The sequence below is a fragment of the Cobetia sp. ICG0124 genome (assembly GCF_004006355.1).
In the GTDB taxonomy this organism is placed as follows: domain Bacteria; phylum Pseudomonadota; class Gammaproteobacteria; order Pseudomonadales; family Halomonadaceae; genus Cobetia; species Cobetia marina.
Genome location: NZ_CP024893.1, coordinates 324,905 through 349,897 on the forward strand (window position 1 = coordinate 324,905; position 24,993 = coordinate 349,897).

A 24,993-nucleotide genomic window follows, 5' to 3' on the forward strand; every position below is an offset into this window, starting at 1 on the left:
TGCAGGTCGACTCGCGATTATAGGGAAGGCGGCCGGTCCCCTCAATCGCGGGGTGCCGGCGGCCTCTCGCTGTTCATGCCTGCGTGACGTGTCCGTGTCAGCCGCGCTCGCCGACCTGGAGCACTTCGGTCAGGGCATCACGCAGGCGCGTCTGGCGCTCTGGGTCGGTGATCGGCTCACCGGCGCGGTCAGTGATGAAGAAGATATCCTCGACGCGCTCGCCCAGGGTGACGATCTTGGCGGCATCGATGGCGATCTCGTGCTCCATGAACACGCGGCCGATGCGCGCCAGCAGACCCGGGCGGTCAGAGGCGATCACTTCCAGCACGCTGCGGCCATTGGTGTAGTCCTGGCTGAGCGTGATGCGTGGCGCGATGCGGAAATGCTTGAGCTGACGCGGCGTGTGACGGTTGACGATCACCGAGTAGTCATCCGGATCATCCAGCTCTTCGACCAGATGGGTGCGGATGTCGGCGAGACGTGCGGCATCGCGGATCGGCTCACCGTCGTCATCGAGCAGGATGAAGGTGTTGAGCGTCCAGTTGTGGCTCGAGGTGGCGATGCGTGCATCGTGGATCGAGAGCCCCAGCTGCTCCAGTGCCGCCGCCGTGGCGGCAAACAGGTTGTCCACCGAGCGGGTATGGATGAAGACCTTGGTGCCGCCTTCGGTCATCTCTTCGGTGGGGGCACTGGTCAGCACCAGCGGCAGAGGTTCGCCATGCTCGTCCAGCTGGGGCGATGCCTGACGTGCCAGGATGCCCTGGGTGTGCCAGGCCACCTCGCTGGGCGCGTAGCGTACGAAGTAGTCGTCACCGAGGCTGGCCCACAGCGCTTCGGCGTCGCTGCGTGAGGTGCCCATGCCGGCCAGCAGTGACAGGGCTTCCTCGCGGGTCTCGGCGATCCATTCGTGGCGTTCCGGCGGATGCTCCAGGCCCCGTCGCAGCGCCCTGCGCGTCTCCATGTGCAGCTGACGCAGCAGCGCCGCTCGCCAGCCATTCCACAGCGAGGGGTTGGTGGCATTGATGTCGGCCACCGTCAGCACGTAGAGGTAGTCGAGATGCGTCTCGTCGCCGACGATCTCGGCGAAGCGCGTGATGATCTCGGGGTCGGCGATGTCCTGCTTCTGTGCGGTCATCGACATCAGCAGATGGTGGCGCACCAGCCAGCTCAGGGTGCGAGTGTCGCGCTGGCTGAGATCATGACGGCGGGCGAAGTCCTCGATTTCCAGTGCGCCGATCTCGGAGTGATCGCCGCCGCGTCCCTTGCCGATGTCATGATAGAGCCCCGCGATCCACAGCAATTCCAGCTTGGGCAGTTCACGGATCAAGGCGGCGGCGACGGGGAATTCCTCTTCCGCGTCAGGGGCGCGGAATTCCTGGGCGACCTTGAGCAGACGCAGGGTGTGGGCATCGACGGTGTAGACGTGGAACAGGTCATGCTGCATCAGGCCGACGGCACGACCGAAGGCCGGCAGGTACTTGCCGAGGATGCCGTAGCGCGCCATGCGCTTGAGGACGCGTGGCACGTTGCCGCCGGAGCGCATCAGCTCCATGAACAGGCTCTGGTGACGGACGTCGTCACGGAAGGCGTCATCGATCTGGTGACGATGATCACGCAGTGCGCGGATGGTGTCGGCGCGCACGCCCTCGATCTCGGGGTGCTGGGCCATGAGCAGGAACAGCTCCAGCAGCGCGGCGGGGCGACGGCGGAACACGCCTTCCTCGCGCAGGCTGATGTAGCCGCTGCGAATCTCGAAGCGCGGATTGAGCGGCACGATGTTGACCGGCTCGTCATGGCGCAGGATGGCCTCATCGAAGTGCTGCAGCAGCATGTCGTTGAGGCCCGCCAGGGCGGTGACGTGGCGATAGTAGCGCTTCATGAACTGCTCGACCGCCAGGTGCTCGGGCGTGTCCTGGAAGCCGAACAGCTCGGCGATGGTGCGCTGGTGGTCGAACAGCAGCCGGTCCTCGGCGCGTCCGGCCAGCATGTGCAGCGCGAAGCGCACCTGCCACAGGAAGGCCTGGCCCTGGCTGAGGATGCGCAGCTCGGCGTCATTCATGAAGCCCAGCTCGACGAGGTTGTCGTAGCGCTCGACCCCGAAGTGACGCTTGGCGACCCAGCCGATCATCTGGATATCGCGCAGGCCACCGGGGGATGACTTGATGTTGGGCTCGAGGTGATATTCGGTATTGGCGAACTTGTGGTGGCGAGCGATCTGCTCCTGCCACTTGGCCTCGAAGAAGGCCTCGGCCGGCCACAGACGGTCGGTACCCAGGCGCTCGCGCATGGCCTCGCGCAGCCGCTGCGGGCCGGCGATGACACGGGATTCCAGCAGGTTGGTGATCACGGTGACGTCGGCACGGGCCTCACGTTCGCAGTCACTCAGCGAGCGCACCGACTGGCCGATCTCGAGCCCGATGTCCCAAAGGAAGGTGATGAAGGCGGACAGCGCCTCACGGTAGGGGATGTCATCGTCCTGCTCCAGCAACAGCAGCAGGTCGATGTCGGAGTGCGGGTGCAGCTCACCACGGCCATAGCCGCCCACGGCGAGCAGGGCGATGCCATCATCCGGCCAGGCCTGGCGTTGCCAGGCGATGGCCAGCAGGCGATCGATGGCGCGGGCTCGGCCATGGATGAGGTCGCGGATGTCGGCACCCGCCTTGAAGCGGGCCTCGAGACGCTCCTGTACCTGTGCCAGAGCCCGCTTGAACAGCGGGATGGGCGTCTTCGTCGTGGCCAGCTCGCCGTCGAAGGTGACGGCATCGTAGAGCGCTTCACGCTCGACGAAGTGGTAGTGGTGCAGGAGCATCGTGATCAACCCTCGAGGAAGGAGAGGTCCTCTTCCGTGCGACGTGTCAGCACCTCGACGCCGGTGGCGGTGACCAGCAGGGTGTGCTCCCACTGCGCGGACAGGCTCTTGTCCTTGGTCACGGCTGTCCAGTCGTCCTTGAGTACCTTCACCTTGTAACCACCGACATTGACCATCGGCTCGATGGTCAGGCACATGCCTTCCAGGAGCTCGGCGTCGGCACGGGCTTCGTAGCCGTCATAGTGCAGCACCTGCGGGTCCTCATGGAAGCCGGCACCGATACCGTGGCCGCAGAAGTCACGCACGACGCTGTAACCTGCCGCTTCGGCATGCTTCTGGATGGCGCGACCGATCTCGGAAAGACGCACGCCCGGGCGTACCAGCTCGATGCCCTTGTAGAGACATTCTTGGGTGATGCGGCACAGGCGCTCCGCCTGGATGGTCGGTTCCCCGACGATGTACATCTTCGAGGTGTCGCCGTGATAGCCGTCCTTGATCACGGTGATGTCGATGTTGAGGATGTCACCCTTCTTGAGCTTCTTGTTGTCATCGGGGATGCCGTGACAGACCACGTGATTGATCGAGGTGCAGATCGATTTCGGGAAGCCGTGGTAGTTGAGCGGTGCCGGAATGCAGCCCTGAACCTCGGTGATGTGATGGTGAGCGATGCGATTGAGCTCGCCCGTGGTGACACCGGGACGGACGTGCTCGTCGAGCAGCTCCAGCACTTCAGCCGCCAGACGGCCGGCGACGCGCATCTTGTCGATTTCTTCAGCTGTCTTGATGGGAATGTTCATGAGGACTCGAGGCAGGAGATAAGAGGGATGAAACGCCGCCAGGCCGCGCGTGGCGGGGGAATGGCGCGACGCATCGCGTGCCGTGTCGGGCAGTCGCGACTTCATATCGTGGTCGAGCTATGGTATAAAGCCGCGCGCTTTCCTGCAAATTCTCCTCGATCGGCCACCTCCGGGCATCTGGCCGAGGCGACATTGAAAGGACTGACGTACATAACCCCAATCCACACACGTTCCGTCACATGGTCCCGGGTGCCGCGCAAGCGGTCGGATCCATGGGGGACGTGGAGGCCCAACCCGATATCCAGGAGATATTCACATGGCGCAAGTCAACATGCGCGATCTGCTCAAGGCAGGCGCACACTTCGGTCACCAGACCAAGTACTGGAACCCGAAGATGTCCAAGTTCATCTTCGGCGCTCGCAACAAGATCCACATCATCAACCTCGAGCACACCCTGCCGGCGCTGAACGAAGCCGTGTCAGTGGTCGAGAAGATGGCTGCCAATGGCAACAAGATCATGTTCGTGGGCACCAAGCGCGCTGCCGGCAAGATCATCAAGGAAGAAGCTCGCAAGGCTGGCCAGCCGTACGTCAACCATCGCTGGTTGGGCGGCATGCTGACCAACTTCAAGACCATCCGTCAGTCCATCAAGCGCCTGCGCGAAATCGAGCAGATGCATGAAGACGGTACCTTCGCGAAGCTGACCAAGAAAGAAGTCCTGATGGCCACTCGTGAGCAGGACAAGCTCGAGCGTTCCATCGGCGGTATCAAGGAAATGGGCGGCCTGCCGGACGCCATGTTCGTGATCGACGTTGACCACGAGCGCATCGCGATCAACGAAGCCAACAAGCTGGGCATCCCGGTCATCGGCGTCGTCGATACCAACTCCAACCCGGACGGCGTGGACTACGTCATCCCGGGTAACGATGACTCCATCCGTGCCATCCAGATCTATGTCCAGGCAATTGCAGGCGCCTGTGGCAAGAACAAGGAAGAAGAGCTGGCCGGTGAGTTCGTCGAAACTGCGGCTGAAGAAGACGCAGCAGAGTGATCCTGGCGGCTTGATCTGACTGTCACACACGCTGCGCTACACTAAGTGCGGCATGGCCTAGCCAAGCGGCAGTCAGGTCAGGCAATGAGGGGGCCACGGCCCCCTCATTTGCGACCGCTCAAGCGGTCGTGACCGAATTCCCGTATTCAAAGACGTCGACACGACAGAGGTTTCATCCCATGGCAGCTATCAGCGCATCTATGGTCAAGGAACTGCGTGAGCGTACTGCGCTCGGCATGATGGAATGCAAGAAGGCTCTTACCGAAGCCGGTGGCGACATCGAGCTCGCGATCGAGAACCTGCGCAAGAACTCCGGCCTGAAGGCCGCCAAGAAAGCTGGCCGTGTGGCCGCTGAAGGCGCCATCGTCATCAAGGTCGCCGACGATGCCAGCTATGGCGTGATGGTCGAAGTCAACTCCGAGACCGACTTCGTCGCTCGCGATGACAACTTCCAGGCCTTCACCAAGCTGATCGCCGACCGCGTGTTCGAGACCAAGAACACCGATATCGCTTCCCTGATGGAAGGCGAGCTGGAAGACACTCGTGGTCAGCTGGTTCAGAAGATCGGTGAGAACATCTCCGTGCGTCGCGCCGAGCTGGTCGAAGCGCCGGCCGGTGGTGTCGTCGGTGGTTACGTCCACGGCGGTCGCATCGCGGCTCTGACCCTGCTGCAGGGCGGCACCGCTGACGCGGCCAAGGACGTCTCCATGCACGTCGCAGCCGTGAACCCGGTCTGTGCACGTCCGGCAGACATGCCGCAGGAACAGATGGACGCCGAGAAGGCCATCATCCTTGCTCAGCCGGACATGGCTGGCAAGCCGGCGGAAATCGCCGAGAAGATGTCCCAGGGCCGTCTGAAGAAGTACCTGGCTGAAAACAGCCTGACCGAACAGCCGTTCGTCAAGGACCCGAACCAGACCGTCGCCGAGTTCGTCAAGGCTGCCGGCGGTGAAGTGGTATCCTTCGTGCGCATGGAAGTCGGTGAAGGTATCGAGAAGGAAGAAGTGGACTTCGCAGCTGAAGTCCGTGAGCAGGCCAGCCGCGCGTAAGGGCTGACTGTTTTCGCTTCTCACGATGGCGTGCGCTTAGTCGCACGCCATCGTGTATCTGGCCCCCGCCTTCGGGCCGCCCCGTCCCCGTATGTCAGTATCAGGAGAAATTCGCATGGCCACCATTTCCGCTGAACGCAATGCCAAGTACAAGCGCATACTGCTCAAGCTTTCCGGTGAGGCCCTGATGGGCGATGGCGAGTTCGGCATCGACCCCAAGGTGCTGGATCGCATGGCGCTGGAAATCGGTCAGCTGGTGGGCATCGGTGTCCAGGTCGGCATCGTGATCGGCGGCGGTAACCTGTTCCGTGGCGCGGCCCTGCAGGAAGCCGGCATGGAACGCGTGACCGGCGACCACATGGGCATGCTGGCCACCGTCATGAACGGTCTGGCGCTGCGTGATGCACTGGAGCGTTCCAACATCCGCTCTCGCGTCATGTCTGCCATCCCGATGAGTGGCGTGGTAGAACATTACGACCGCCGTACCGCGATCCGTTATCTGACCTCGGGTGACGTCGTCATCTTCTCCGCCGGCACCGGCAACCCGTTCTTCACCACGGATTCCGCCGCCTGTCTGCGTGGCATCGAGATCGATGCCGATGCCGTCATCAAGGCGACCAAGGTGGATGGTGTCTACGACAAGGACCCGGTCAAGTTCCCGGATGCCGTGAAGTACGAGAGCCTCAGTTATGACGACGCGCTGGAGCAGAAGCTCGGCGTGATGGATTTGACCGCCATCTGCCTGGTGCGTGACCATGACATGCCGGTACGGGTGTTCAACATGAACAAGGTAGGCGCGCTGCTCAACCTGGTGGTGGGTGGCAAGGAAGGCACGCTGATTGATAGAGGGTAAGATTGTGATCAACGATATCAAGAAAGACGTCGAAGCACGCATGAAGAAGACCATCGAGTCCCTCGGTGCCGCCTTCAGCAAGATTCGTACCGGTCGTGCGCATCCGAGCATTCTCGATGCCGTGACGGTCGACTACTACGGTAGCCAGGTGCCGCTGAATCAGGTGGCCAACATCACCACCGAAGATGCGCGCACCCTGACTGTCGTGCCGTGGGAAAAGCCCATGGTGCCGAAGGTCGAGAAGGCCATCATGACTTCTGACCTGGGTCTCAACCCGTCCACCGCCGGTGACGTGATTCGCGTGCCGATGCCGATGCTGACGGAAGAGACGCGTCGTGGTTACACCAAGCAGGCGCGTGCAGAAGCGGAAAACGCCCGCGTGGCGCTTCGCAATGTGCGTCGTGACGCCAATGGCGACATCAAGAGCCTGCTCAAGGACAAGGACATCTCCGAAGACGATGCACGTCGCGGAGAAGACGAGATCCAGAAGCTGACCGACAAGTATGTGGCGGAAGTCGACAGTGCTCTGGAGCACAAGGAAACTGACCTGATGCAGGTCTGATCGGGTCTGCCGCCGGCACCCTGTCGGCGGCATCCGGTGCTCGTAGCGAGACCCCATGACGTCACCGAATTCCCTCTCCACGCCACGCCATGTGGCGATCATCATGGACGGCAACAACCGCTGGGCGAAATCCCGCGGCTGGGCTGGCATCCGTGGCCATCGTGCCGGTGCCGAGACCGTCCGCAGTACCATCCGTCGCGCTGCCGAGCAGGGCGTCGAGGTACTGACCCTGTTTGCTTTCTCCAGCGAGAACTGGAAGCGTCCGGCCAATGAGGTCAGTGCGCTGATGGAGCTGTTCCTCATGGCGCTCAAGCGTGAGGTCAAGAAGCTTCATCGACACGACATACGCCTCTCCGTGATCGGGGAGCGCAGCCGCTTCTCAAGCTCCATCCAGAAACATATCCGCAGTGCCGAAGAGATGACGCGCGACAATCGCGGCATGCATGTGGTCATCTGCGCCAACTACGGTGGCCGCTGGGACATTGCCGAGGCTGCCCGACGTCTGGCGACGCAGGTCGAGCGAGGCGAGCTCAAGGCCGCGGATATCGACGAGTCCCGCCTCGGGGCCGAGGTCTGTCTGAGTTCGCTCCCGGAAGTGGATCTGTGCATTCGCACCAGTGGCGAGCAGCGTATCTCCAACTTCCTGCTCTGGCAGCTGGCCTACGCCGAGTTCTACTTCTCGCCGGTGCTGTGGCCTGATTTCGACTCGGCGGCCTTCGATGAGGCGCTCGATGCCTATGCCCAGCGTCAACGGCGCTACGGCATGACCAGCGAACAACTCGACGCCGAGGGGCTCTAGTGCTCAAACAACGAATCATCACCGCGCTCATTCTCGCCCCGCTGGCGCTGTGGGGGCTGTTTGGCCTCGACGGTGCCGCCTTTGCGGTCATGACCGGGGGCGTGGTGGCACTGGCCGCCTGGGAGTGGGCCAATCTTGCCGGCGTGCGTGCCGGCGCGGCGCGTCTGCTGTTTCCTGCCTGCATGGCGCTGGCGATGCTGCTGGTGTGGTGGGCGGATGCCTCCCAGGCTCGCTGGCCGCTCTATCTGGCGGCGCTGGCATGGGCCGTCAATCTGCGCTGGGTGATGCATTACCCCGAAAAGCGTCAGGAATGGCATGCCACCGGCATGCGACTGGGTGTCGGGGTCCTGGCACTGTTGCCGACCTGGTTCGGCTTTCTCCAGCTCAAGACCAGCGGTGGCGAGTGGCTGCTGTACGTGCTGCTGATGGTGTGGGCGGCGGATATCGGTGCCTATTTCTCCGGCAAGCGATTCGGCAAGCGCAAGCTGGCGCCACGTGTCAGCCCGGGCAAGTCCTGGGAAGGTGTCTACGGCGGGCTGGTCGCCACCGGATTGCTGGCCACCGGCTATGCGCTGGCAGGGCAGGCCGACTGGCTGCCGCTGCTGCTGGTCACACTGGGCGTCACTGGCGTCTCGGTGCTGGGAGACCTGCTGGAAAGCATGTTCAAGCGCGAGCGTGAGATGAAGGACTCCAGTCAGCTGTTGCCGGGGCACGGCGGCATCATGGACCGCATCGATAGTCTGACGGCGGCCGTGCCGTTGTTTGCGCTACTGTTGCCCTGGGTGTTGGGAGGTGGTGCGTGATGGCGGGTGACATGTCCTCCAATGCGCCGGTGCAGCGCATCACGATTCTGGGGGCCACCGGCTCCATCGGCTCCAGCACGCTGGATGTGATCTCGCGCCATCCGGAGCGCTATGTGGTGCATGCATTGAGTGCCGCCACGCGCCATGAGGCATTGCTGGAGCTGTGCCTGGTCCATCGACCTCAGGTGGCGGTGATCGCCTCCGCCGAGGCGGCGCTGTGGCTCGGTGAGGCGCTCGAGGGCGTCGAGAGCTACCAGGGCACGCCCATCGAGGTACGTCACGGTGAGCAGGCGCTGGTGGACATCAGCGAGGCCCCCGAGGTCGACAGCGTGATGGCGGCCATCGTGGGTGCTGCCGGGCTGCTGCCGACTCTGGCTGCGGTGCGTGCGGGAAAGCGCGTCCTGCTGGCCAACAAGGAGGCGCTGGTGTGTGCCGGCCAGTTGTTCATGGATGCGGTGAAGCAGCATGGTGCGACGCTGCTGCCCATCGATTCCGAGCACAACGCCATCTTCCAGTGCCTGCCGCCCGAGCATCGCGATGGGCTGGCCCCCATCGGGGTCGAGAAGCTGCTGTTGACTGCCTCGGGTGGCCCGTTCCGTGACGAGGTCGAGTGGCCTGCCGAGCGCCTGGCGACGGTGACGCCGGCCGAGGCCTGCGCGCATCCCAACTGGTCGATGGGGCGCAAGATCTCCGTCGACAGTGCCACCCTGATGAACAAGGGGCTGGAACTGATCGAGGCCTGCTGGCTGTTCGCCTGTGGGCCCAACGACATCCAGGTCGTCGTGCATCCCCAGAGTGTCATTCACTCGATGGCGGCTTACAGTGATGGTTCGGTGCTGGCCCAGATGGGCAATCCCGACATGCGCACGCCCATCGCCTACGCGCTGGCCTGGCCGGAGCGCATCGATGCCGGCGTCGAGCCGCTGGATCTTTTCCAGGTGGCGCGACTCGACTTCCGTGCCGCCGATGAGACGCGCTTCCCGTGTCTGCGTCTGGCGCGTGAAGCCATCGCGGCAGGCGGCACCTGGCCTGCAGTGATGAATGCCGCCAATGAGGTGGCAGTGGCAGCCTTCCTCGAGGGCCGCCTGGCCTTCGATCGTATCCCGGTGGTGGTGGAAGCCGTCATGCAGGCTCGCCCGCCCCTGGCGGTGGATGGTCTCGAGGTGATCCTGTCCGAAGATGCCGCGGCACGTGAGTTGGCAGCCGCCCAATTGGCCCTCGTCGGGCCCTGAAATCCTATCTTGCACTGTCTTGTCACTTTCCTTGTGGGCGTGACAGGGCAGGCTGCCCATCTCGGGCACCAATTTCCAGGAGCGCGTGATGGGTGTGATCCAGAATATTCTTGCCGTGATCGTCGTGCTGGGGGTGTTGATCACCATCCATGAGTACGGTCATTTCTGGGTCGCGCGTCGTTGCGGCATCAAGGTGCTGCGCTTCTCCATCGGTTTCGGCAAGCCGTTCTGGTCGTGGACGGACCGCCACGGCACGGAATACGGTGTCGCGGCCATTCCATTGGGCGGCTACGTCAAGATGCTGGATGAGCGCGAGGGGCCAGTCGACCCGTCGGAGCGCCATCTGGCCTTCAATACCAAGTCCGTCTGGAAGCGCATCGCCGTCGTCTCGGCAGGGCCGCTGGCCAATTTTCTGCTGGCGATTCTGGCGTACTGGGCGCTGTTCGTCGCCGGTACCACGACCGTGGTGCCGATGGTCGGAGCGGTGGCGCCGGACTCTCCTGCAGGGCGTGCCGGGCTGACGCCCGATGCGGAAATCGTCGCCATCAATGATCAGCCGACACCAAGCTGGGAGGCGATCAATCTGCGCCTCATCGGCGCGATAGGGGACGACCAGCTGACGATCACCACCCGTGCTCCGGGCGCCAGTGCCTCGCGTGAACAGACACTGGATGTCGAGCGCTTCCTGGTGGATCAGGATCCGCCGCGTCCGCTGGTCACGCTGGGCATCACCGCCTGGCGGCCCCAGTTGCCGGCGGTGCTGGGGCGAGTGCTGGAGGACGGTGCGGCGCAGGCTGCCGGCTTGAAGGCGGGAGACCGTATCGTCAGCATTGATGGCGTGCTGGTGGTGGACTGGATCGACTTCGTCGAGCGGGTGCGCGGTGCGCCGGGCGAGACGCTGTCCGTGCTGGTGGCGCGTGATGGCAAGGAAGAGACGCTGTCGCTGACGCCCGCGAGCAATGCGCTCGATGACGGGCGTGTCGTGGGGCAGGTCGGCGCCGGTGTCGAGAATGTCAGCTGGCCGGAAGAGTATCAGCGTGAGCTCAGTTATGGGCCCCTGGCTGCCGTAGGGCAGGCGGTGAGCAAGACCGGCGAGATGACGGTGCTGACGCTGGACTCCATCCGCAAGATGCTGGTGGGCCTGATCGCGCCCTCCAACCTGTCCGGACCGATCACCATCGCGCGGATCGCCGGTGATACGGCTCGCTCCGGGCTTGAAGCCTTCCTGGGCTTCATGGCGTATCTGTCCATCAGTCTCGGGGTATTGAATCTGCTGCCGATTCCGGTGCTGGATGGCGGGCATCTGCTGTTCTATCTGGTCGAGGCGGTGCGCGGCAAGCCACTGTCCGAGAAGGTGCAGAATGCCGGGCTCAGGATCGGCATGGCGCTGGTCGGGTCGTTGATGTTCATGGCGATCTATTTCGACCTCATGCGTCTGTGGTAACCGTTTCCTGCAAGATGAACCAGAGCTGAACTGTCGCCCCTCATGAGGGTCAATTCATTGCACGGGCTGGCCAACATGGCCAACTCCCGTCATCATGCCCACACGACTTCGGCCCCGATTGCCGACCCCCAGGGGTGCTGTCTTGTCAGTAGCCAGGGGTTGTGTATAAGGTGCCTGTTTATCCAAGCGGGCGGAATCCAGAGAAGCGAAGCGACTGCATGAAACTCAAGACCATTGGATTGGCAGCTGCGCTGCTCGGGGCCAGTCAAGGCGCCTTGGCCGCGTCTTTCAAAGTATCCGACATCCGGGTAGAAGGCCTTCAGCGCGTGTCTGCGGGCACCGTGTTCAACGCCTTCCCTGTCTCCGCTGATCAGACCGTCGAGGATGATGATCTGTCCTCCGCGGCGCGCCAGCTGTTCGACACTGGCCTGTTTGATGATATCCGCCTCAAGCGTGATGGCGATGTGTTGATCATCGACGTGGTCGAGCGCCCGACGATCTCCAAGATCGAGATCGACGGCAACTCGCAGATTCCCGACGAGGACCTGCGCAAGGGCCTCAAGGAAGCCGGGCTGGCCGAAGGTCAGGTGTTGCAGCGCTCCACGCTGGAAGAGATGCAGCGTGAGCTGGAGCGCGTCTACCAGGCGCAGGGCCGCTACAGCGCTCGCATCGAGACCTCGGTGGAAACCCTCGAGCGCAACCGTGTTCAGGTCAATATCGACGTCAAGGAAGGTGCGGTCGCCAAGATCCACCAGATCAACATCGTCGGCAACTCCGCCTTCGATGACGAGACCCTGCGTGAACAGCTCGAGCTGGAAGACCGCCCGAGCTGGTTCTTCGGCTGGTTCTCCGACGACGAATACTCGCGCGAGAAGCTGACCGGGGACATCGAGACGCTCAAGTCCTGGTATCTGGATCGTGGTTACGTGAACTTCCAGGTGCGCTCGACCCAGGTGTCCATCTCGCCGGACAAGTCCGAGATCTTCGTCACCATCAATGTCGACGAAGGCAAGCCGTACAAGATCGGTGAGATCGGTTTCGCCGGCGACATCAAGATGAAGGAAGAGCGGGCGCGTGATCTGGTCAAGCTCGCTCCGGATGCCCTCTATTCCCAGCGTGATGTGACGGCTTCCAGCGAGGCCCTGCGTCAGGCATTGGGAGCCGACGGCTTCGCCTTCGCCAATGTCAACGCCGTGCCTGAGGTCAATGAAGAGAGCGAGACGGTGGATCTGACCTTTGCGGTCGACCCCGGCAAGCGCGCCTACGTGCGTCGCATCAACTTCAAGGGCAATACCACGACGGCGGACGAGGTGCTGCGTCGTGAGATGACCCAGCTCGAGGGTGCGCCTGCCTCGACGGACAAGATCAAGCAATCCAAGCAGAAGCTCGAGCGTCTCGGCTTCTTCAAGCAGGTCGATGTGGACACGCGTCCGGTCGCCGGCGAGCCGGACCAGCTGGACGTCAACTACAACGTCGAGGAACAGCCGTCGGGCTCGATCTCGGCGTCGGTCGGCTTCTCTCAGGGTGACGGGGTCATCTACGGGGTGGGGCTGTCGCAGAAGAACTTCCTGGGCACCGGCAACGAAGTCAACATCAATGCCCAGAAGTCCGATGACTACACCAATGTCAGCTTCGGCTATACCGACCCGTACTGGACACTGGATGGCATCTCGCGTGGCTACAACCTGTTCTACCGCAAGGTGGATTACGACGATGATGACGATGTCGCCAGCTACGCGACCGACAGCTTCGGCGGTGGCATCAACTTCGGTTACCCGATCAACGAACTGTCGCGCCTGAATTTCGGTGCCGGTTACGAGTTCGTGCGCGTCAAGGACTTCGATGACAGCCCCGCCGAGGTCACGCAGTACATCAGTGATGAGGGCGAGGATTTCAACCTCTACAAGCTGACCGCCAGCTGGTCGCGCAACAATCTCAACCGCGGCATCCTGCCCACGGCGGGCAGCTCGCAGCTGCTGTCACTGGAAGTGGCAGTGCCCGGCTCCGATGCGGATTATTACAAGTTCCGCTACAAGGGGCAGAAGCTGTTCGAACTGCATGATGACTGGTCGCTCAAGTTCCGGACCGAACTTGGCTATGCCAATTCGTTCTCCGGCGATACCTACCCGTTCTTCAAGAACTTCTATGCGGGTGGTCTGGGCAGCGTGCGTGGTTACAGCTCCAACACCCTGGGTCAGGCATCCACCGAGGTCGATGACGGTGATGACGATACCCTGGGCGGCAACATTCTGGTCGAGGGCGGGATCGACCTGATCTTCCCGATGCCCTTCGTCAAGGACAAGCGCAGCGTCCAGCCGTCGTTCTTCGTGGATGCGGGGAATACCTATCTGACGTCCTGCTACGATGTCGGCTCCAGCTATTCCAGTTCCTGTGAGAGTGGCGTGGACCTCGGCGATCTGAATTACAGCGCCGGTATCGGCCTGTCATGGATCACGCCGGTTGGCCCGCTGACCTTCAGTGTCGCGCAGCCCATCGGTGACGATGACGACGACGACACCGAGATCTTCCAGTTCTCACTGGGCCAGACCTTCTAAGGCTTTTATGATGCGTAAATTGACCCGCGCACTGTGTCTGGCAGGCGGCCTCGCAGCCTTTGCGACCCCGATGATGGCCCAGGCCACGGAAGTGGCGGTCATGGACTGGCGCCAGGCGCTGTTGAGCTCCGATGCTGCCCAGCGCTCCATGAATCAGCTCAAGAATCAGCTGGCTGGCAAGCAGGATCAGGCCAAGGCGCTGGCCAAGGAGCTTGAGACCATGCAGAACAAGCTGCAGAAGGATGGTGCGGTGATGTCGGATTCCGAGCGCCAGTCACTGCAGCAGCAACTGCGCCAGAAGGGCGGGCAGTTCCAGCAGCTGCGCGGCCAGGTCCAGCAGCAGCAGCAGCAGGCCGAGCAGGCATTCCTCAAGCAATCCAAGCCCAAGCTGGACAAGGCCATTCAGCAGGTCGTCGACAAGCACGGTGTCGAGTTGCTGGTGGACCGCAGTGCCACGGTCTACAGCAAGGATGGTCTCGACCTGACCGATGAGGTCACCCAGGTCTTCAACTCGCTCAACTGATGTCGTCGCGCGTCACGGCGCGCGATGCCAGCATTGAGCATGCCTACGCGAATGCGAGCCAGCGGCGCCCGACGCCTAGAGACAGCATGAAAAAGCAACAATTCTCCTACACTCTCGAGGATCTGGCTCAGCGGCTGGGTGCTCGACTCGTTGGCGACCCGAACGTTCGGGTCTCTGGTCTGTCGACGCTGGTGGACGCGGCGCCAGGCGATATCGCCTTCCTCGCCAATCGCGCCTACCTCAAGTATCTCGCGGACTCTCAGGCCACGGCGGTGCTGCTGCACGAGAGTCATCTCGACGAGTGCAAGAGCCATGCGCTGGTGCTGGACAATCCTTACCTGGCCTATGCAGAGCTGTCACGGTTGTTCGATCCCATGGCACAGGCACCGCAGGCCAGCGTGCATCCCAGTGCGGTCGTCGATGAGACGGCCACGCTGGGCGCGAATGTCGAGATCGGCCCGCAGGTGGTGGTCGGCCCCGGTGTCAGTATCGGGGATGGCTCCCGTCTCCAGGCCGGGTGCGTCATTGGCGCTGACAGCGTGCTGGGCGAAGGGTGTCTGCTGCATCCCAATGTCACGCTCTATCACGGGGTGGTCATCGGGGCGCGGGCAGTCCTGCACAGTGGCTGCGTGATCGGTGCCGACGGCTTCGGTTTCGCCCACGACGGCAAGGGCTGGCACAAGATCGCCCAGCTGGGTGGCGTGATGATCGGTGATGATGTCGAGGTCGGCAGCTGCACCAGCATTGACCGAGGAGCACTCGGCGACACCATCATCGGCAATGACGTCAAGATCGACTCCCAGGTCCAGATCGCGCACAACGTGCAGATCGGAGATCACTCGGCGCTGGCCGGCTGTGTCGGCATCGCCGGTTCCACCAAGGTGGGTCGCTACTGTCTGATGGGCGGTGGCGTGGGGCTTGCCGGGCATCTGGAAATCTGTGATGGCGTGCAGGTCACCGGCATGAGTCTGGTGACCAATTCCATCACCAAGCCGGGCGTGTACTCGTCGGGTACCGGGGCGATGGACAATGGCCTGTGGCGCCGCAATGCCGTGCGTTTCAAGCAGCTGGATCAGCTCGCACGACGTCTGAACCAGGTCGAGAAGGACTTGAAGGACAGGTAGCGCTGCGGGCAATGAGCGGCTGCCAGTCGCGCGCAAGGACGCTATAATGCGCGCCATTGCCAGAACGGCGGTCCGGACCGTCATTACATGCCTGCCCGAGTGCGGCAGGCATTTCGTTATTTCAGAGGTTGCAAGCCAATGGTTATGGACGTCAACGAGATCCGTGAGTATCTCCCGCACCGCTATCCTTTCCTGCTGATCGATCGGGTCATGGAACTGTCCCTTGGCGAGTTCATCGTCGCGCGCAAGAATGTGAGCATCAATGAGCCGTTCTTCAATGGCCACTTCCCGGGACACCCGATCATGCCGGGTGTGCTGATCGTTGAGGCCATGGCTCAGGCGGCAGGTATTCTGGGTTTCAAGACGGTCGACAAGCGTCCTGCCGATGGTTACATCTATTACCTCGTGGGCAGTGACAACGTGCGCTTCAAGCGTCCGGTCATGCCGGGCGACCAGCTCGAGATCAGCGCCCGCGTGCTGCGCGAGAAGCGTGGTATCTGGAAGTTCGCCTGTCAGGCCAAGGTCGACGGTGATGTGGTCTGTGAAGCCGAAATCATCTGTGCCGAGAGGAAGGTCGCTTGATACATCCTACTGCCATTGTCGATCCCGGCGCCCGCCTGGCCGACGATGTCGAGGTCGGTCCGTTTTGCGTGATCGGTGCCGACGTCGAGATCGGCGCTGGCACGGTGGTGGGGCCGCACGTCGTCATCAAGGGTACGACGGTCATCGGTGAGCGTAACCGCATCTTCCAGTTCGCCTCGGTCGGTGAGGATTGCCAGGACAAGAAGTACGCCGGTGAGCCGACACGCCTGGAGATCGGGGATGACAACGTCATTCGCGAGGGTGTGACCCTGCACCGGGGTACCGTCCAGGATGCCAGCCTGACACGCATCGGCAGTCGCAACCTGTTCATGGCCTACTCGCACGTGGGCCATGATTGCATCATCGGGGATGACTGCATCATGGCCAATCAGGCGACGCTGGGGGGGCATGTCCATCTGGGCAATCACGTCATTCTTGGCGGACTGTCGGCGGTGCACCAGTTCTGTCATGTCGGCGAGCACGCCATGGCGGGCGGTGGCTCCATCATCACCAAGGACATCGCGGCCTTCGTGATGGTCAATGGGCACCCTGCCGAGGCGCATGGCCTCAACAGCGTCGGCCTCAAGCGCCGTGGTTTCAGTCGCGAGACCATCTCCGCCCTGAACGCGGCCTACAAGACGGTCTTCCGTCAGGGGCTGACACTGGCGCAGGCACTCGAGAAGCTGGAAGGTGAGCCGCCTCTCGCCGAGCGCGATGTCTTCATCGCCTCGCTCAAGGCGTCCACTCGTGGCCTGACACGCTGAGCATGCGCATCTACCTGGTAGCCGGAGAGCTCTCCGGTGACATCCTCGGTGCCAGCTTGATGCGCGCGCTCAAGGCGCGTCATCCCGATGTCGAGTTTCGTGGCATCGGGGGGCCGCGCATGCAGGCCGAAGGCTTCGACAGCCTCTATCCGCTGGAAACTCTCTCCATCATGGGGCTGGTCGAGGTGCTCAAGCATCTGCCGGAGTTGATCAAGGTGCGTCGCCATCTGTTGCGCGACGCGCTTGAGTGGCAGCCTGACGTGATGATCGGTATCGATGCTCCCGACTTCAATCTGGGGCTCGAGCTGCGCCTGCGCAAGCGGGGCATCACCACGGCGCACTATGTCAGTCCTTCCGTCTGGGCCTGGCGTCAGGGCAGGGTGAAGACCATCCGCCGTGCCGTCGATCGCATGCTGACCTTCCTGCCCTTCGAGGCGGCCTTCTATCGCGAACATCAGGTGCCGGTGACCTTCGTCGGCCATCCGCTGGCGGATGAGTTGCCGCTCGAGGATGATCGCGATGCTGCTCGCCTGCAGCTGGGGATTGCCCCCGACGTGCAGTTGCTGGCGGTGTTGCCGGGATCCCGTGGCAACGAGATTCGTTTCCTCGGCGAGACCTTCCTGGCCTCCATTGAGCGCCTTTGCCAGCGTTACCCTGCGCTTGAAGTGGTGATTCCGGCCGCCACGTCGCTGCGGCGTAGCGAGCTTGAGTCACTGATGCAGGGGCGCGAGGCGCTGGATCGCAGTCGCATTCACCTCATCGATGGCCAGTCGCGTGAAGCGATGACTGCCGCCGATGCCGTGCTGCTGGCCTCCGGTACGGCAGCGCTCGAATGTCTGCTGTGTCATCGTCCGATGGTGGTGGCCTATCGCATGGCGCCGATGACCCACCGCATCGCACGGCACATGGTCAAGACCGAGTGGATTTCGCTGCCCAACCTGATTGCCCGCGAGACATTGGTGCCGGAGCTGATCCAGGACGCAGCCACGCCGGAGTCCATCGAGGAAAGCCTCGCTCCCTTGCTGTCGCGTGCCGCCGGCGATGTCTGTCGCCAGCGTGAGCTGCGTGAGCGCTTCGTCGCCATGCATCGTGAGTTGACCTGTGATGCCAGCGCCGCGGCCGCCATTGCCATCGGTGAGCTGGCGGGGCGCTGATCACGACCGCCCGTGATGCCTTTACTGACTGATACCCCCTGATCGGCAGGCCGCAACAGTGGTCTGTCGGTTGTCTGACGCCCCGAGATACCATGACCGACTCTGCCGATCGACCCGCCACTCTGCCCGCCAGCCGCAAGCGCAAACCCGCCGATGATTTTCCGGCGCTGGTGATCCCCTATCACGGGGAGCTGCTGGCAGGTATCGATGAGGTCGGGCGTGGACCGCTGGTCGGGCCCGTGGTGGCGGCAGCGGTGATTCTTGACCCGAATGACCCCATCGAGGGCATCACCGACTCCAAGAAACTCAGCGAGAAGAAGCGCCTGGCACTGTACGAGCAGATTCGTACGCGTGCCTGGGCCTGGGCGATCGCCGAGGCTACCAGTGAAGAGATCGATGAGCTGAACATCTATCAGGCCACGCACCTTGCGATGCGGCGTGCTGTCGATGCCCTGGGCGTACGCCCGGAATATCTGCTGGTGGATGGCAACCGCTTGCCGGGGCACGAGATTCCCGGCATGGCAGTGGTGAAGGGCGACCTGCGCCACGCCGCCATCGGCGCGGCTTCCATACTGGCCAAGGTATACCGCGATGCCCAGATGGCAGCGCTGGATGCCTGCTTCCCCGCCTACGGTTTCGCGCGTCACAAGGGCTACCCGACCCGCGAGCATCAGGCCGCCATCGAGACGCATGGCATCCTTACCCTGCATCGCAAGAGCTTCGGGCCGGTCAAGCGGCTTTACATGGCCGGGCATGTGCCGCAGGCCGTGCCGGAAGATGCATTGATCGCGCTGCCGGCCCCGGTTGAGCCAGCCGCTGAGCCGGACAAGGCTGTCGAGTCATCAGGGCATTCGTCGGGGCCGGACGAGTGAGCCGAGCCAGTCTCCCGCTGCAAAAAAGCCGCCAGCCGTGGTCTGACTGATGCCAGTGAGACCACGGCATCCCCGTCAGTCGAGGTCGTCCTGACAGGCGAGGCGCCTTCAGACGCTGCCCCCGACGCGCTATCCTTGGCAGCGGAGTCCCCGCCTTCAGCGTCCAAGGCGCCGGCAGCGTCAGCGCGGCCATCGTCACCCGCCGCGACTGAATCCTTTACCGTCACGCAGACTTCACGAGCCGATTCCATGACCACGCCCTTTGTTCACCTGCGCGTTCACACCGAGTTCTCTCTCGTCGATGGTCTGCCCGGCGTCAAGCCGCTGATCAAGGCGACCGCCACGGCAGGCCAGCCGGCTGTCGCGGTCACCGACGAGGCCAACCTGTTCGGGCTGGTCAAGTTCTACTCCAATGCCCGAGGGGCCGGGATCAAGCCGATCATCGGTTCCGATCTGTGGATGACCAATCCGCAGGACGTCACGCGTCCCTACCGCATCACGCTGCTGGCGATGAATGACATCGGCTATCGCCATCTGACCGAGCTGATCTCGCGTGGTTGGACCGACGGCCAGAAGCAGGGGCGTGCCTATCTCGAGAAGCAGTGGATCTTCGAGCAGGCCGAGGGGCTGATCGTGCTGTCCGGGGGGCGCGAGGGCGAGATCGGGCGTCATCTGCTCTCGGATCACGAAGACACCGCACGGACCCTGCTGAGCGAATGGAAGGCGGTCTTCGGGGATCGCTTCTATCTGGAGCTGACCCGTACCCAGCGCCAGTACGAGGAAGAGTGCCTGCACCTGTCGGTGGCGTTGGCGGAGGCGACCGATACCCCGGTGGTCGCCACCAATGACGTGCGCTTCCTCAAGCGTGAGGACTACTGGGCCCACGAGACACGCGTGGCCATCGGGGAAGGCAAGGCGCTGGATGACCCGCGCCGCGAGACCCGCTACAGCGATGAGCAGTACCTGAAGACCGCCGAGGAAATGCACGAGCTGTTCGCCGACATTCCCGAAGCGCTCGAGAACAGCGTGCTGATCGCGGCGCGCTGTTCCGTGACGGTTCAGCTGGGGACCTACTTCCTGCCCGAGTTCCCGGTGCCGGAAGGCATGACGATGGATGAGTTCTTCCGCAAGGTTTCCCATGATGGCCTGACGGAACGCCTCGAGAAGCTCTATCCGCGCGACAGGCATCCCCGCGACAGCGAAGCCTGGGCTGACACCGAACAGCGCTATCGTTCCCGCCTGGACTTCGAGCTCGACATCATCCTGCAGATGGGCTTCCCCGGGTACTTCCTGATCGTCATGGACTTCATCCAGTGGGGCAAGGACAACGGCGTGCCGGTCGGCCCGGGGCGTGGTTCCGGTGCCGGCTCACTGGTGGCCTATGCCCAGAAGATCACCGATCTGGATCCGCTGGAATACGACCTGCTGTTCGAGCGCTTCCTGAACCCGGAACGTGTCTCCATGCCCGACTTCGACGTCGACTTCTGCATGGAGAAGCGCGATCGCGTCATCGATTACGTGGCCGAGCGCTACGGGCGCAATGCGGTCTCGCAGATCGTCACCTTCGGCACCATGGCCGCCAAGGCGGTGGTGCGTGACGTGGCGCGTGCCCAGGGGCGTCCCTACTCGCTGGGCGACAAGCTCTCCAAGCTGATTCCCTTTGAAGTCGGCATGACGCTGGAGAAGGCCATCGAGCAGGAGCCTCAGCTCAAGGAATTCATCGAGAACGATGAAGAGGCCCAGGAAATCTGGGAGATGGCGCTCAAGCTCGAGGGCACCACCCGCGGTACCGGCAAGCACGCCGGGGGCGTGGTGATCGCTCCCACCAAGCTGACCGATTTCTCGCCGCTGCTGTGTGAAGAGGATGGCAGCGGTCTGGTGGTGCAGTTCGACAAGAACGATGTCGAGGAAGCCGGGCTGGTCAAGTTCGACTTCCTGGGGCTGCGTACCCTGACCATCATCGACTGGGCGACCGAGATGGTCGACAAGGTCCGTGAGCGTGAAGGGCTGCCGCCGCTGGAGATCGATGACATTCCGCTGGACGACGCCAAGACCTTCGACATGCTGCAGAAGGCGGAGACGACGGCGGTCTTCCAGCTGGAATCCCGCGGCATGAAGGAGCTGATCAAGAAGCTCAAGCCTGACTGCCTGGAAGACATGATCGCCCTGGTGGCCCTGTTCCGTCCGGGCCCGCTGCAGTCCGGCATGGTGGATGACTTCATCAACCGCAAGCACGGTCGCTCCGAAGTGTCTTATCCACACCCGGATTATCAGCACGAGCTGCTCAAGCCGGTACTGGAGCCGACCTACGGCATCATCCTGTACCAGGAGCAGGTCATGCAGATCGCGCAGGTGCTGGCCGGCTACACGCTGGGCCAGGCCGACATGCTGCGCCGCGCGATGGGCAAGAAGAAGCCGGAAGAGATGGCCAAGCAGCGTGCCGGCTTCATGGAAGGGTGTGCCGAGAAGGGCATCGACAAGGACCTGGCGGGCAACATCTTCGACCTGGTGGAAAAGTTCGCCGGTTACGGCTTCAACAAGTCCCACTCGGCGGCCTATGGCCTCGTCTCCTACCAGACGGGCTGGCTGAAGGCGCACTATCCGGGGCCGTTCATGGCCGCGGTGATCTCGACCGAGATGCAGACCATCGAGAAGGTGGTACCGCTGATCGAGGAATGCCGCCATATCGGCCTGACGGTCACGCCACCGGACGTCAACATCGGTGGCTACAAGTTCACCGTCGACCTCGAAGGGCGCGTCGTCTACGGGCTGGGCGCGATCCGTGGCGTGGGCGAGGGCCCGATCGAGGCGATCGTCAGCGCACGTGCCGAGGGTGGGCCGTTCAGCGACATCTTCGACTTCTGCAAGCGCATCGATGCCAAGAAGATCAACAAGCGCACCCTGGAGGCGTTGATCCGCTCCGGGGCGCTGGACAACATCGGCCCGTCCCGTGCGGTGCTGATGCTGGCGGTGGAGGATGCGCTCAAGGCCGCCTCCCAGAATCATGCCAACAACGATGTCGGCATCACCGACATGTTCGGCGATGCCTTCAGCGAGCCGGAAACGGATGTCTACGCCGGCTATCGCAAGGCGCGTGAGTGGACCGACAAGGAGCGCCTCACCGGCGAGAAGGACACCCTGGGGCTCTATCTGACCGGCCATCCCATCGATGAATACGAAGGTGAGCTCAAGCGCTTCATCAATGCGCGCATCAGCGACCTGAAACCGTCGCGGGAGCCGCAGCGCATCGCCGGGCTGGTGATCGCCATGCGCACCATGAAGTCCAAGCGTGGCGATACCATGGCCTTCGTGACCCTGGATGATCGCACCGGACGCATCGAGGCCTCGATGTTCGGCGAACTCTACGATCAGGTACGCAACAAGCTGGTACCTGACAGCGTGGTGATCGTCGAGGGGGAGGTCAGTCAGGATGATTATTCCGGCGGCCTGCGCCTGCGTGGCAAGGATGTCACGCCGATCATCGATGCGCGGGCGCGCTTCGGTGAGGCCGTCGAGATGAGCATCGCCGCCGAGGATATCGGCGGACGCTTCACCCAGCAGTTGTCCACGCTGTTGACGCCGCACCTGGCCAGCGAAGGCCTGCCGATGCGGCTACGCTATCGCAATGCCGCCGCGGAGGCCTGGCTGGAGCTTGGTGAGCAATGGCGCGTCGCCCCCAGCGATGAACTGCTGATCCAGCTGGGTGAGGTGGAAGGCCAGCGCGGCGTGCGACTCAAGTACCGTGAGTGATGCAAGTGAAACCAGGTGGTGAAGGGCGTGGGGGAGAGGCAATCCCGCGCCGAACGGGCGGGCAAGGTTTGCACCTGTCGAACAGGGTGCGATAATGCCCCCCTATCTTTTCCGTACCCAATTCCATGCCGACTGTGACCGCCGTGAGCCACAGATCGCCTGAGCGCTTGCTCAGGGGGAGTGACCCGGCCGACTCGCTTTCCTGGCTGCCCGAGACGACGAACGAAACGCCTTATGAATCCCAATTATCTGGACTTTGAACAGCCGATCGCCGAGCTGCAGGCCAAGATCGAGGAACTCCGTCTGGTCGGTAACGACTCCCAGGTCAACCTGTCTGACGAGATCGCTCGTCTGCAGGACAAGAGCACCAAGCTCACCGAGTCCATCTTCAAGGACCTCGGTGCCTGGCAGGTATCTCAGCTGGCGCGTCATCCGCAGCGTCCGTATACCCTCGACTACCTCGAGAACCTGTTCACGGATTTCGATGAGCTGCACGGCGACCGTCACTACGCGGACGATGAAGCCCTGGTCGGTGGCATCGCGCGTCTCGACGACAAGCCGGTGATGGTGATCGGTCACCAGAAAGGCCGTGACGTGAAGGAAAAGGTGCGTCGCAACTTCGGCATGCCGCGTCCGGAAGGCTACCGCAAGGCCTGCCGTCTGATGGAGATGGCCGAGCGCTTCAAGATGCCGATCCTGACCTTCATCGACACCCCGGGTGCCTATCCGGGCATCGGTGCCGAGGAGCGCGGTCAGTCCGAGGCCATCGCCTACAATCTGGCAGTGATGTCGCGTCTCAAGACCCCGATCATCTCCACCGTCATCGGTGAGGGCGGTTCCGGTGGTGCACTGGCCATCGGCGTGTGTGACGAGCTCAACATGCTGCAGTACTCCACCTACTCGGTGATCTCGCCGGAAGGGTGTGCCTCCATCCTGTGGAAGAGCGCAGAGCGTGCCGCCGATGCCGCTGATGCCATGGGCATCACGGCCTCGCGCCTCAAGGAGCTGGGCTTCGTCGACAACTTGATCAAGGAGCCGCTGGGTGGCGCGCACCGCAATCCGCAAGCTGCTGCCGACAGCATCAAGGCCGCGCTGGGTGAAGGCCTGGAGCGTCTTGGCGCGCTGGATACCGACGCCCTGCTGGAGCGTCGTTACCAGCGCCTGATGAGCTACGGCGCACCGGCATGATCTCTGCACATCACGCTTGATGCGCATGCAGTTCACGCCTGAGTGACCAGGACGCCTCCGGAATCTTCCGGGGGCGTCCTTGCGTTCAGGGCCGCTTTTTCTCCGCTCACTCCATCCATCTGCTTTCGCGACGGGAGCTCGGCATGTCTCTGTCTTCTTCACTGGACTCGATGTCCTCGTCTCCGCAGTCTCTTGGCGAGATGGCGGAATCGCGCGCACTCGTTGCCGTCCGTGCGGCGTTGGCAACAACGGATTCACGGCACACGGTATGGATCGCACTCTCGGGCGGACTGGATTCGGTGATGCTGGCGAGGCTGGCGGCACGAGCGACGCAGGAGTGCCCGCGGCGACTGCGGCTGGTGCATGTGCACCATGGCCTGCAGGCGGCCAATGATGATTTCGAGCGTCTGGCGCGCAGGCTGGCCTCGCGGTTGGGGTTGCCGTTGAGTGTGCGCCATCTGGCGCTGGATGAGGCGGCATTCAAGTCGCGAGGCGTGGAGGCTGCCGCACGTGAGGCGCGGCTGGCGGCACTGACGGCCTGTCTGGCGGCGGGCGATAGCCTGTGGCTGGCGCAGCATCAGGATGATCAGGCCGAGACATTGTTGCTCAACGCGCTGCGCGGCAGTGGCGGGCGCGGGCTGGCGGCCATGCCGCCTGAGCGGGCGCTGACTGTGGGCAACTCGCCCACTGGGCGAGATCTGCCCCCCCATGCGCGTGCACGACTGGTACGCCCGCTGCTGGATGTCTCTCGCCGTGATCTCGAGACTCTGGCGAGTCAGCAAGGGCTGTGTGTCTCACGAGACTGGTGCGAGGACCCCAGCAATCTCAGTCAGCGTTTCGATCGCAATTATCTGCGTCACACGGTGCTGCCGGCACTCGAAGGGCGTTGGCCACAGGCTGCGGGCAGCCTTGCGCGCTCGGCGCAGCAGCTCCAGGAAGAGCAGTCATTGCTGGATGAGCTGGCGGCCGAGCTGCTGGCGAAGGTACGGCTGTCAGGCGCGGAGCGCGTCACGCCGGGGCAGGAGCAAGAGCAAGAGCAAGAGCAAGAGCAAGAGCAAGAGCAAGAGCAAGAGCAAGAGTGA

General features: G+C 63.0%; 19 protein-coding genes and 1 pseudogene. 18 read left to right on the plus strand and 2 right to left on the minus strand.

Going from position 1 to position 24,993, the window contains the following annotated elements:
* Positions 1-97 precede the first annotated feature (97 nt).
* Together CU110_RS01585 and map are read right to left on the minus strand one after the other, a co-directional pair.
* Positions 98-2,809, minus strand: a complete 2,712-nt coding sequence (locus tag CU110_RS01585; RefSeq protein ID WP_084207815.1) for a [protein-PII] uridylyltransferase — start codon at positions 2,807-2,809, stop codon at positions 98-100.
* Between the two features lie 5 nt (positions 2,810-2,814).
* Complete coding sequence (map, locus tag CU110_RS01590; RefSeq protein ID WP_077378170.1) at positions 2,815-3,606, minus strand: type I methionyl aminopeptidase; 792 nt, start codon at positions 3,604-3,606, stop codon at positions 2,815-2,817.
* Positions 3,607-3,922: 316 nt separating this feature from the next.
* Here map and rpsB point away from each other — a divergent pair, with 316 nt between their 5' ends.
* The 18 genes and pseudogenes from rpsB to tilS all read left to right on the plus strand — a co-directional run bounded on the left by rpsB (position 3,923) and on the right by tilS (position 24,993).
* Positions 3,923-4,657 carry a 30S ribosomal protein S2 gene (rpsB, locus tag CU110_RS01595; RefSeq protein ID WP_065392491.1) on the plus strand — a complete coding sequence of 245 codons (735 nt, stop codon included), beginning with the start codon at positions 3,923-3,925 and terminating at the stop codon, positions 4,655-4,657.
* Positions 4,658-4,836: 179 nt separating this feature from the next.
* The gene (gene tsf, locus CU110_RS01600; protein ID WP_065392492.1) at positions 4,837-5,706 is read left to right on the plus strand and encodes a translation elongation factor Ts; all 870 of its coding nucleotides are present in this window, start codon (positions 4,837-4,839) and stop codon (positions 5,704-5,706) included.
* 115 nt (positions 5,707-5,821) lie between these two features.
* On the plus strand, positions 5,822-6,559 hold the full coding sequence (pyrH, locus tag CU110_RS01605; RefSeq protein WP_240499639.1) for a UMP kinase: 738 nt from the start codon (positions 5,822-5,824) through the stop codon (positions 6,557-6,559).
* Positions 6,560-6,563: 4 nt separating this feature from the next.
* Positions 6,564-7,121, plus strand: a complete 558-nt coding sequence (gene frr / locus CU110_RS01610) for a ribosome recycling factor (protein WP_077377825.1) — start codon at positions 6,564-6,566, stop codon at positions 7,119-7,121.
* 55 nt (positions 7,122-7,176) lie between these two features.
* A complete protein-coding gene (uppS, locus tag CU110_RS01615; protein WP_084207816.1) occupies positions 7,177-7,920 on the plus strand; it encodes a polyprenyl diphosphate synthase in 744 nt (247 codons plus the stop codon).
* Positions 7,920-8,723 carry a phosphatidate cytidylyltransferase gene (locus tag CU110_RS01620; protein WP_084207817.1) on the plus strand — a complete coding sequence of 268 codons (804 nt, stop codon included), beginning with the start codon at positions 7,920-7,922 and terminating at the stop codon, positions 8,721-8,723. Before uppS ends, CU110_RS01620 begins: the two co-directional genes overlap by 1 nt.
* Positions 8,723-9,955: a 1-deoxy-D-xylulose-5-phosphate reductoisomerase gene (gene ispC / locus CU110_RS01625; RefSeq protein WP_240665439.1), complete on the plus strand. Its 1,233-nt coding sequence runs from the start codon at positions 8,723-8,725 to the stop codon at positions 9,953-9,955. The genes CU110_RS01620 and ispC overlap by 1 nt, the downstream gene beginning before the upstream one ends.
* 88 nt (positions 9,956-10,043) lie before the next feature.
* On the plus strand, positions 10,044-11,399 hold the full coding sequence (gene rseP / locus CU110_RS01630; protein ID WP_084207818.1) for a sigma E protease regulator RseP: 1,356 nt from the start codon (positions 10,044-10,046) through the stop codon (positions 11,397-11,399).
* A 218-nt stretch (positions 11,400-11,617) separates the two neighbouring features.
* Positions 11,618-13,954 (plus strand): outer membrane protein assembly factor BamA, encoded by a 2,337-nt coding sequence (gene bamA, locus CU110_RS01635; protein ID WP_205632722.1) that lies wholly within the window; start codon positions 11,618-11,620, stop codon positions 13,952-13,954.
* A 10-nt stretch (positions 13,955-13,964) separates the two neighbouring features.
* Entirely contained in the window at positions 13,965-14,477 is a 513-nt protein-coding gene (locus CU110_RS01640) for an OmpH family outer membrane protein (protein ID WP_077377836.1), read from the plus strand.
* A gap of 86 nt (positions 14,478-14,563) precedes the next feature.
* Entirely contained in the window at positions 14,564-15,601 is a 1,038-nt protein-coding gene (gene lpxD / locus CU110_RS01645) for a UDP-3-O-(3-hydroxymyristoyl)glucosamine N-acyltransferase (RefSeq protein ID WP_077378183.1), read from the plus strand.
* 138 nt (positions 15,602-15,739) lie between these two features.
* Complete coding sequence (fabZ, locus tag CU110_RS01650; RefSeq protein WP_077377839.1) at positions 15,740-16,183, plus strand: 3-hydroxyacyl-ACP dehydratase FabZ; 444 nt, start codon at positions 15,740-15,742, stop codon at positions 16,181-16,183.
* The gene (gene lpxA / locus CU110_RS01655) at positions 16,180-16,947 is read left to right on the plus strand and encodes an acyl-ACP--UDP-N-acetylglucosamine O-acyltransferase (protein ID WP_077377842.1); all 768 of its coding nucleotides are present in this window, start codon (positions 16,180-16,182) and stop codon (positions 16,945-16,947) included. Before fabZ ends, lpxA begins: the two co-directional genes overlap by 4 nt.
* Positions 16,948-16,949: 2 nt before the next feature.
* On the plus strand, positions 16,950-18,101 hold the full coding sequence (gene lpxB / locus CU110_RS01660; protein ID WP_084207819.1) for a lipid-A-disaccharide synthase: 1,152 nt from the start codon (positions 16,950-16,952) through the stop codon (positions 18,099-18,101).
* Positions 18,102-18,193: 92 nt separating this feature from the next.
* A pseudogene (rnhB, locus tag CU110_RS01665) lies at positions 18,194-18,838 on the plus strand (ribonuclease HII); the annotation flags it as partial.
* A 384-nt stretch (positions 18,839-19,222) separates the two neighbouring features.
* Entirely contained in the window at positions 19,223-22,723 is a 3,501-nt protein-coding gene (dnaE, locus tag CU110_RS01670; protein ID WP_077377851.1) for a DNA polymerase III subunit alpha, read from the plus strand.
* Positions 22,724-22,957: 234 nt separating this feature from the next.
* Positions 22,958-23,911 (plus strand): acetyl-CoA carboxylase carboxyl transferase subunit alpha, encoded by a 954-nt coding sequence (gene accA / locus CU110_RS01675; RefSeq protein WP_084207821.1) that lies wholly within the window; start codon positions 22,958-22,960, stop codon positions 23,909-23,911.
* A 143-nt stretch (positions 23,912-24,054) separates the two neighbouring features.
* Entirely contained in the window at positions 24,055-24,993 is a 939-nt protein-coding gene (tilS, locus tag CU110_RS01680) for a tRNA lysidine(34) synthetase TilS (RefSeq protein ID WP_240665440.1), read from the plus strand.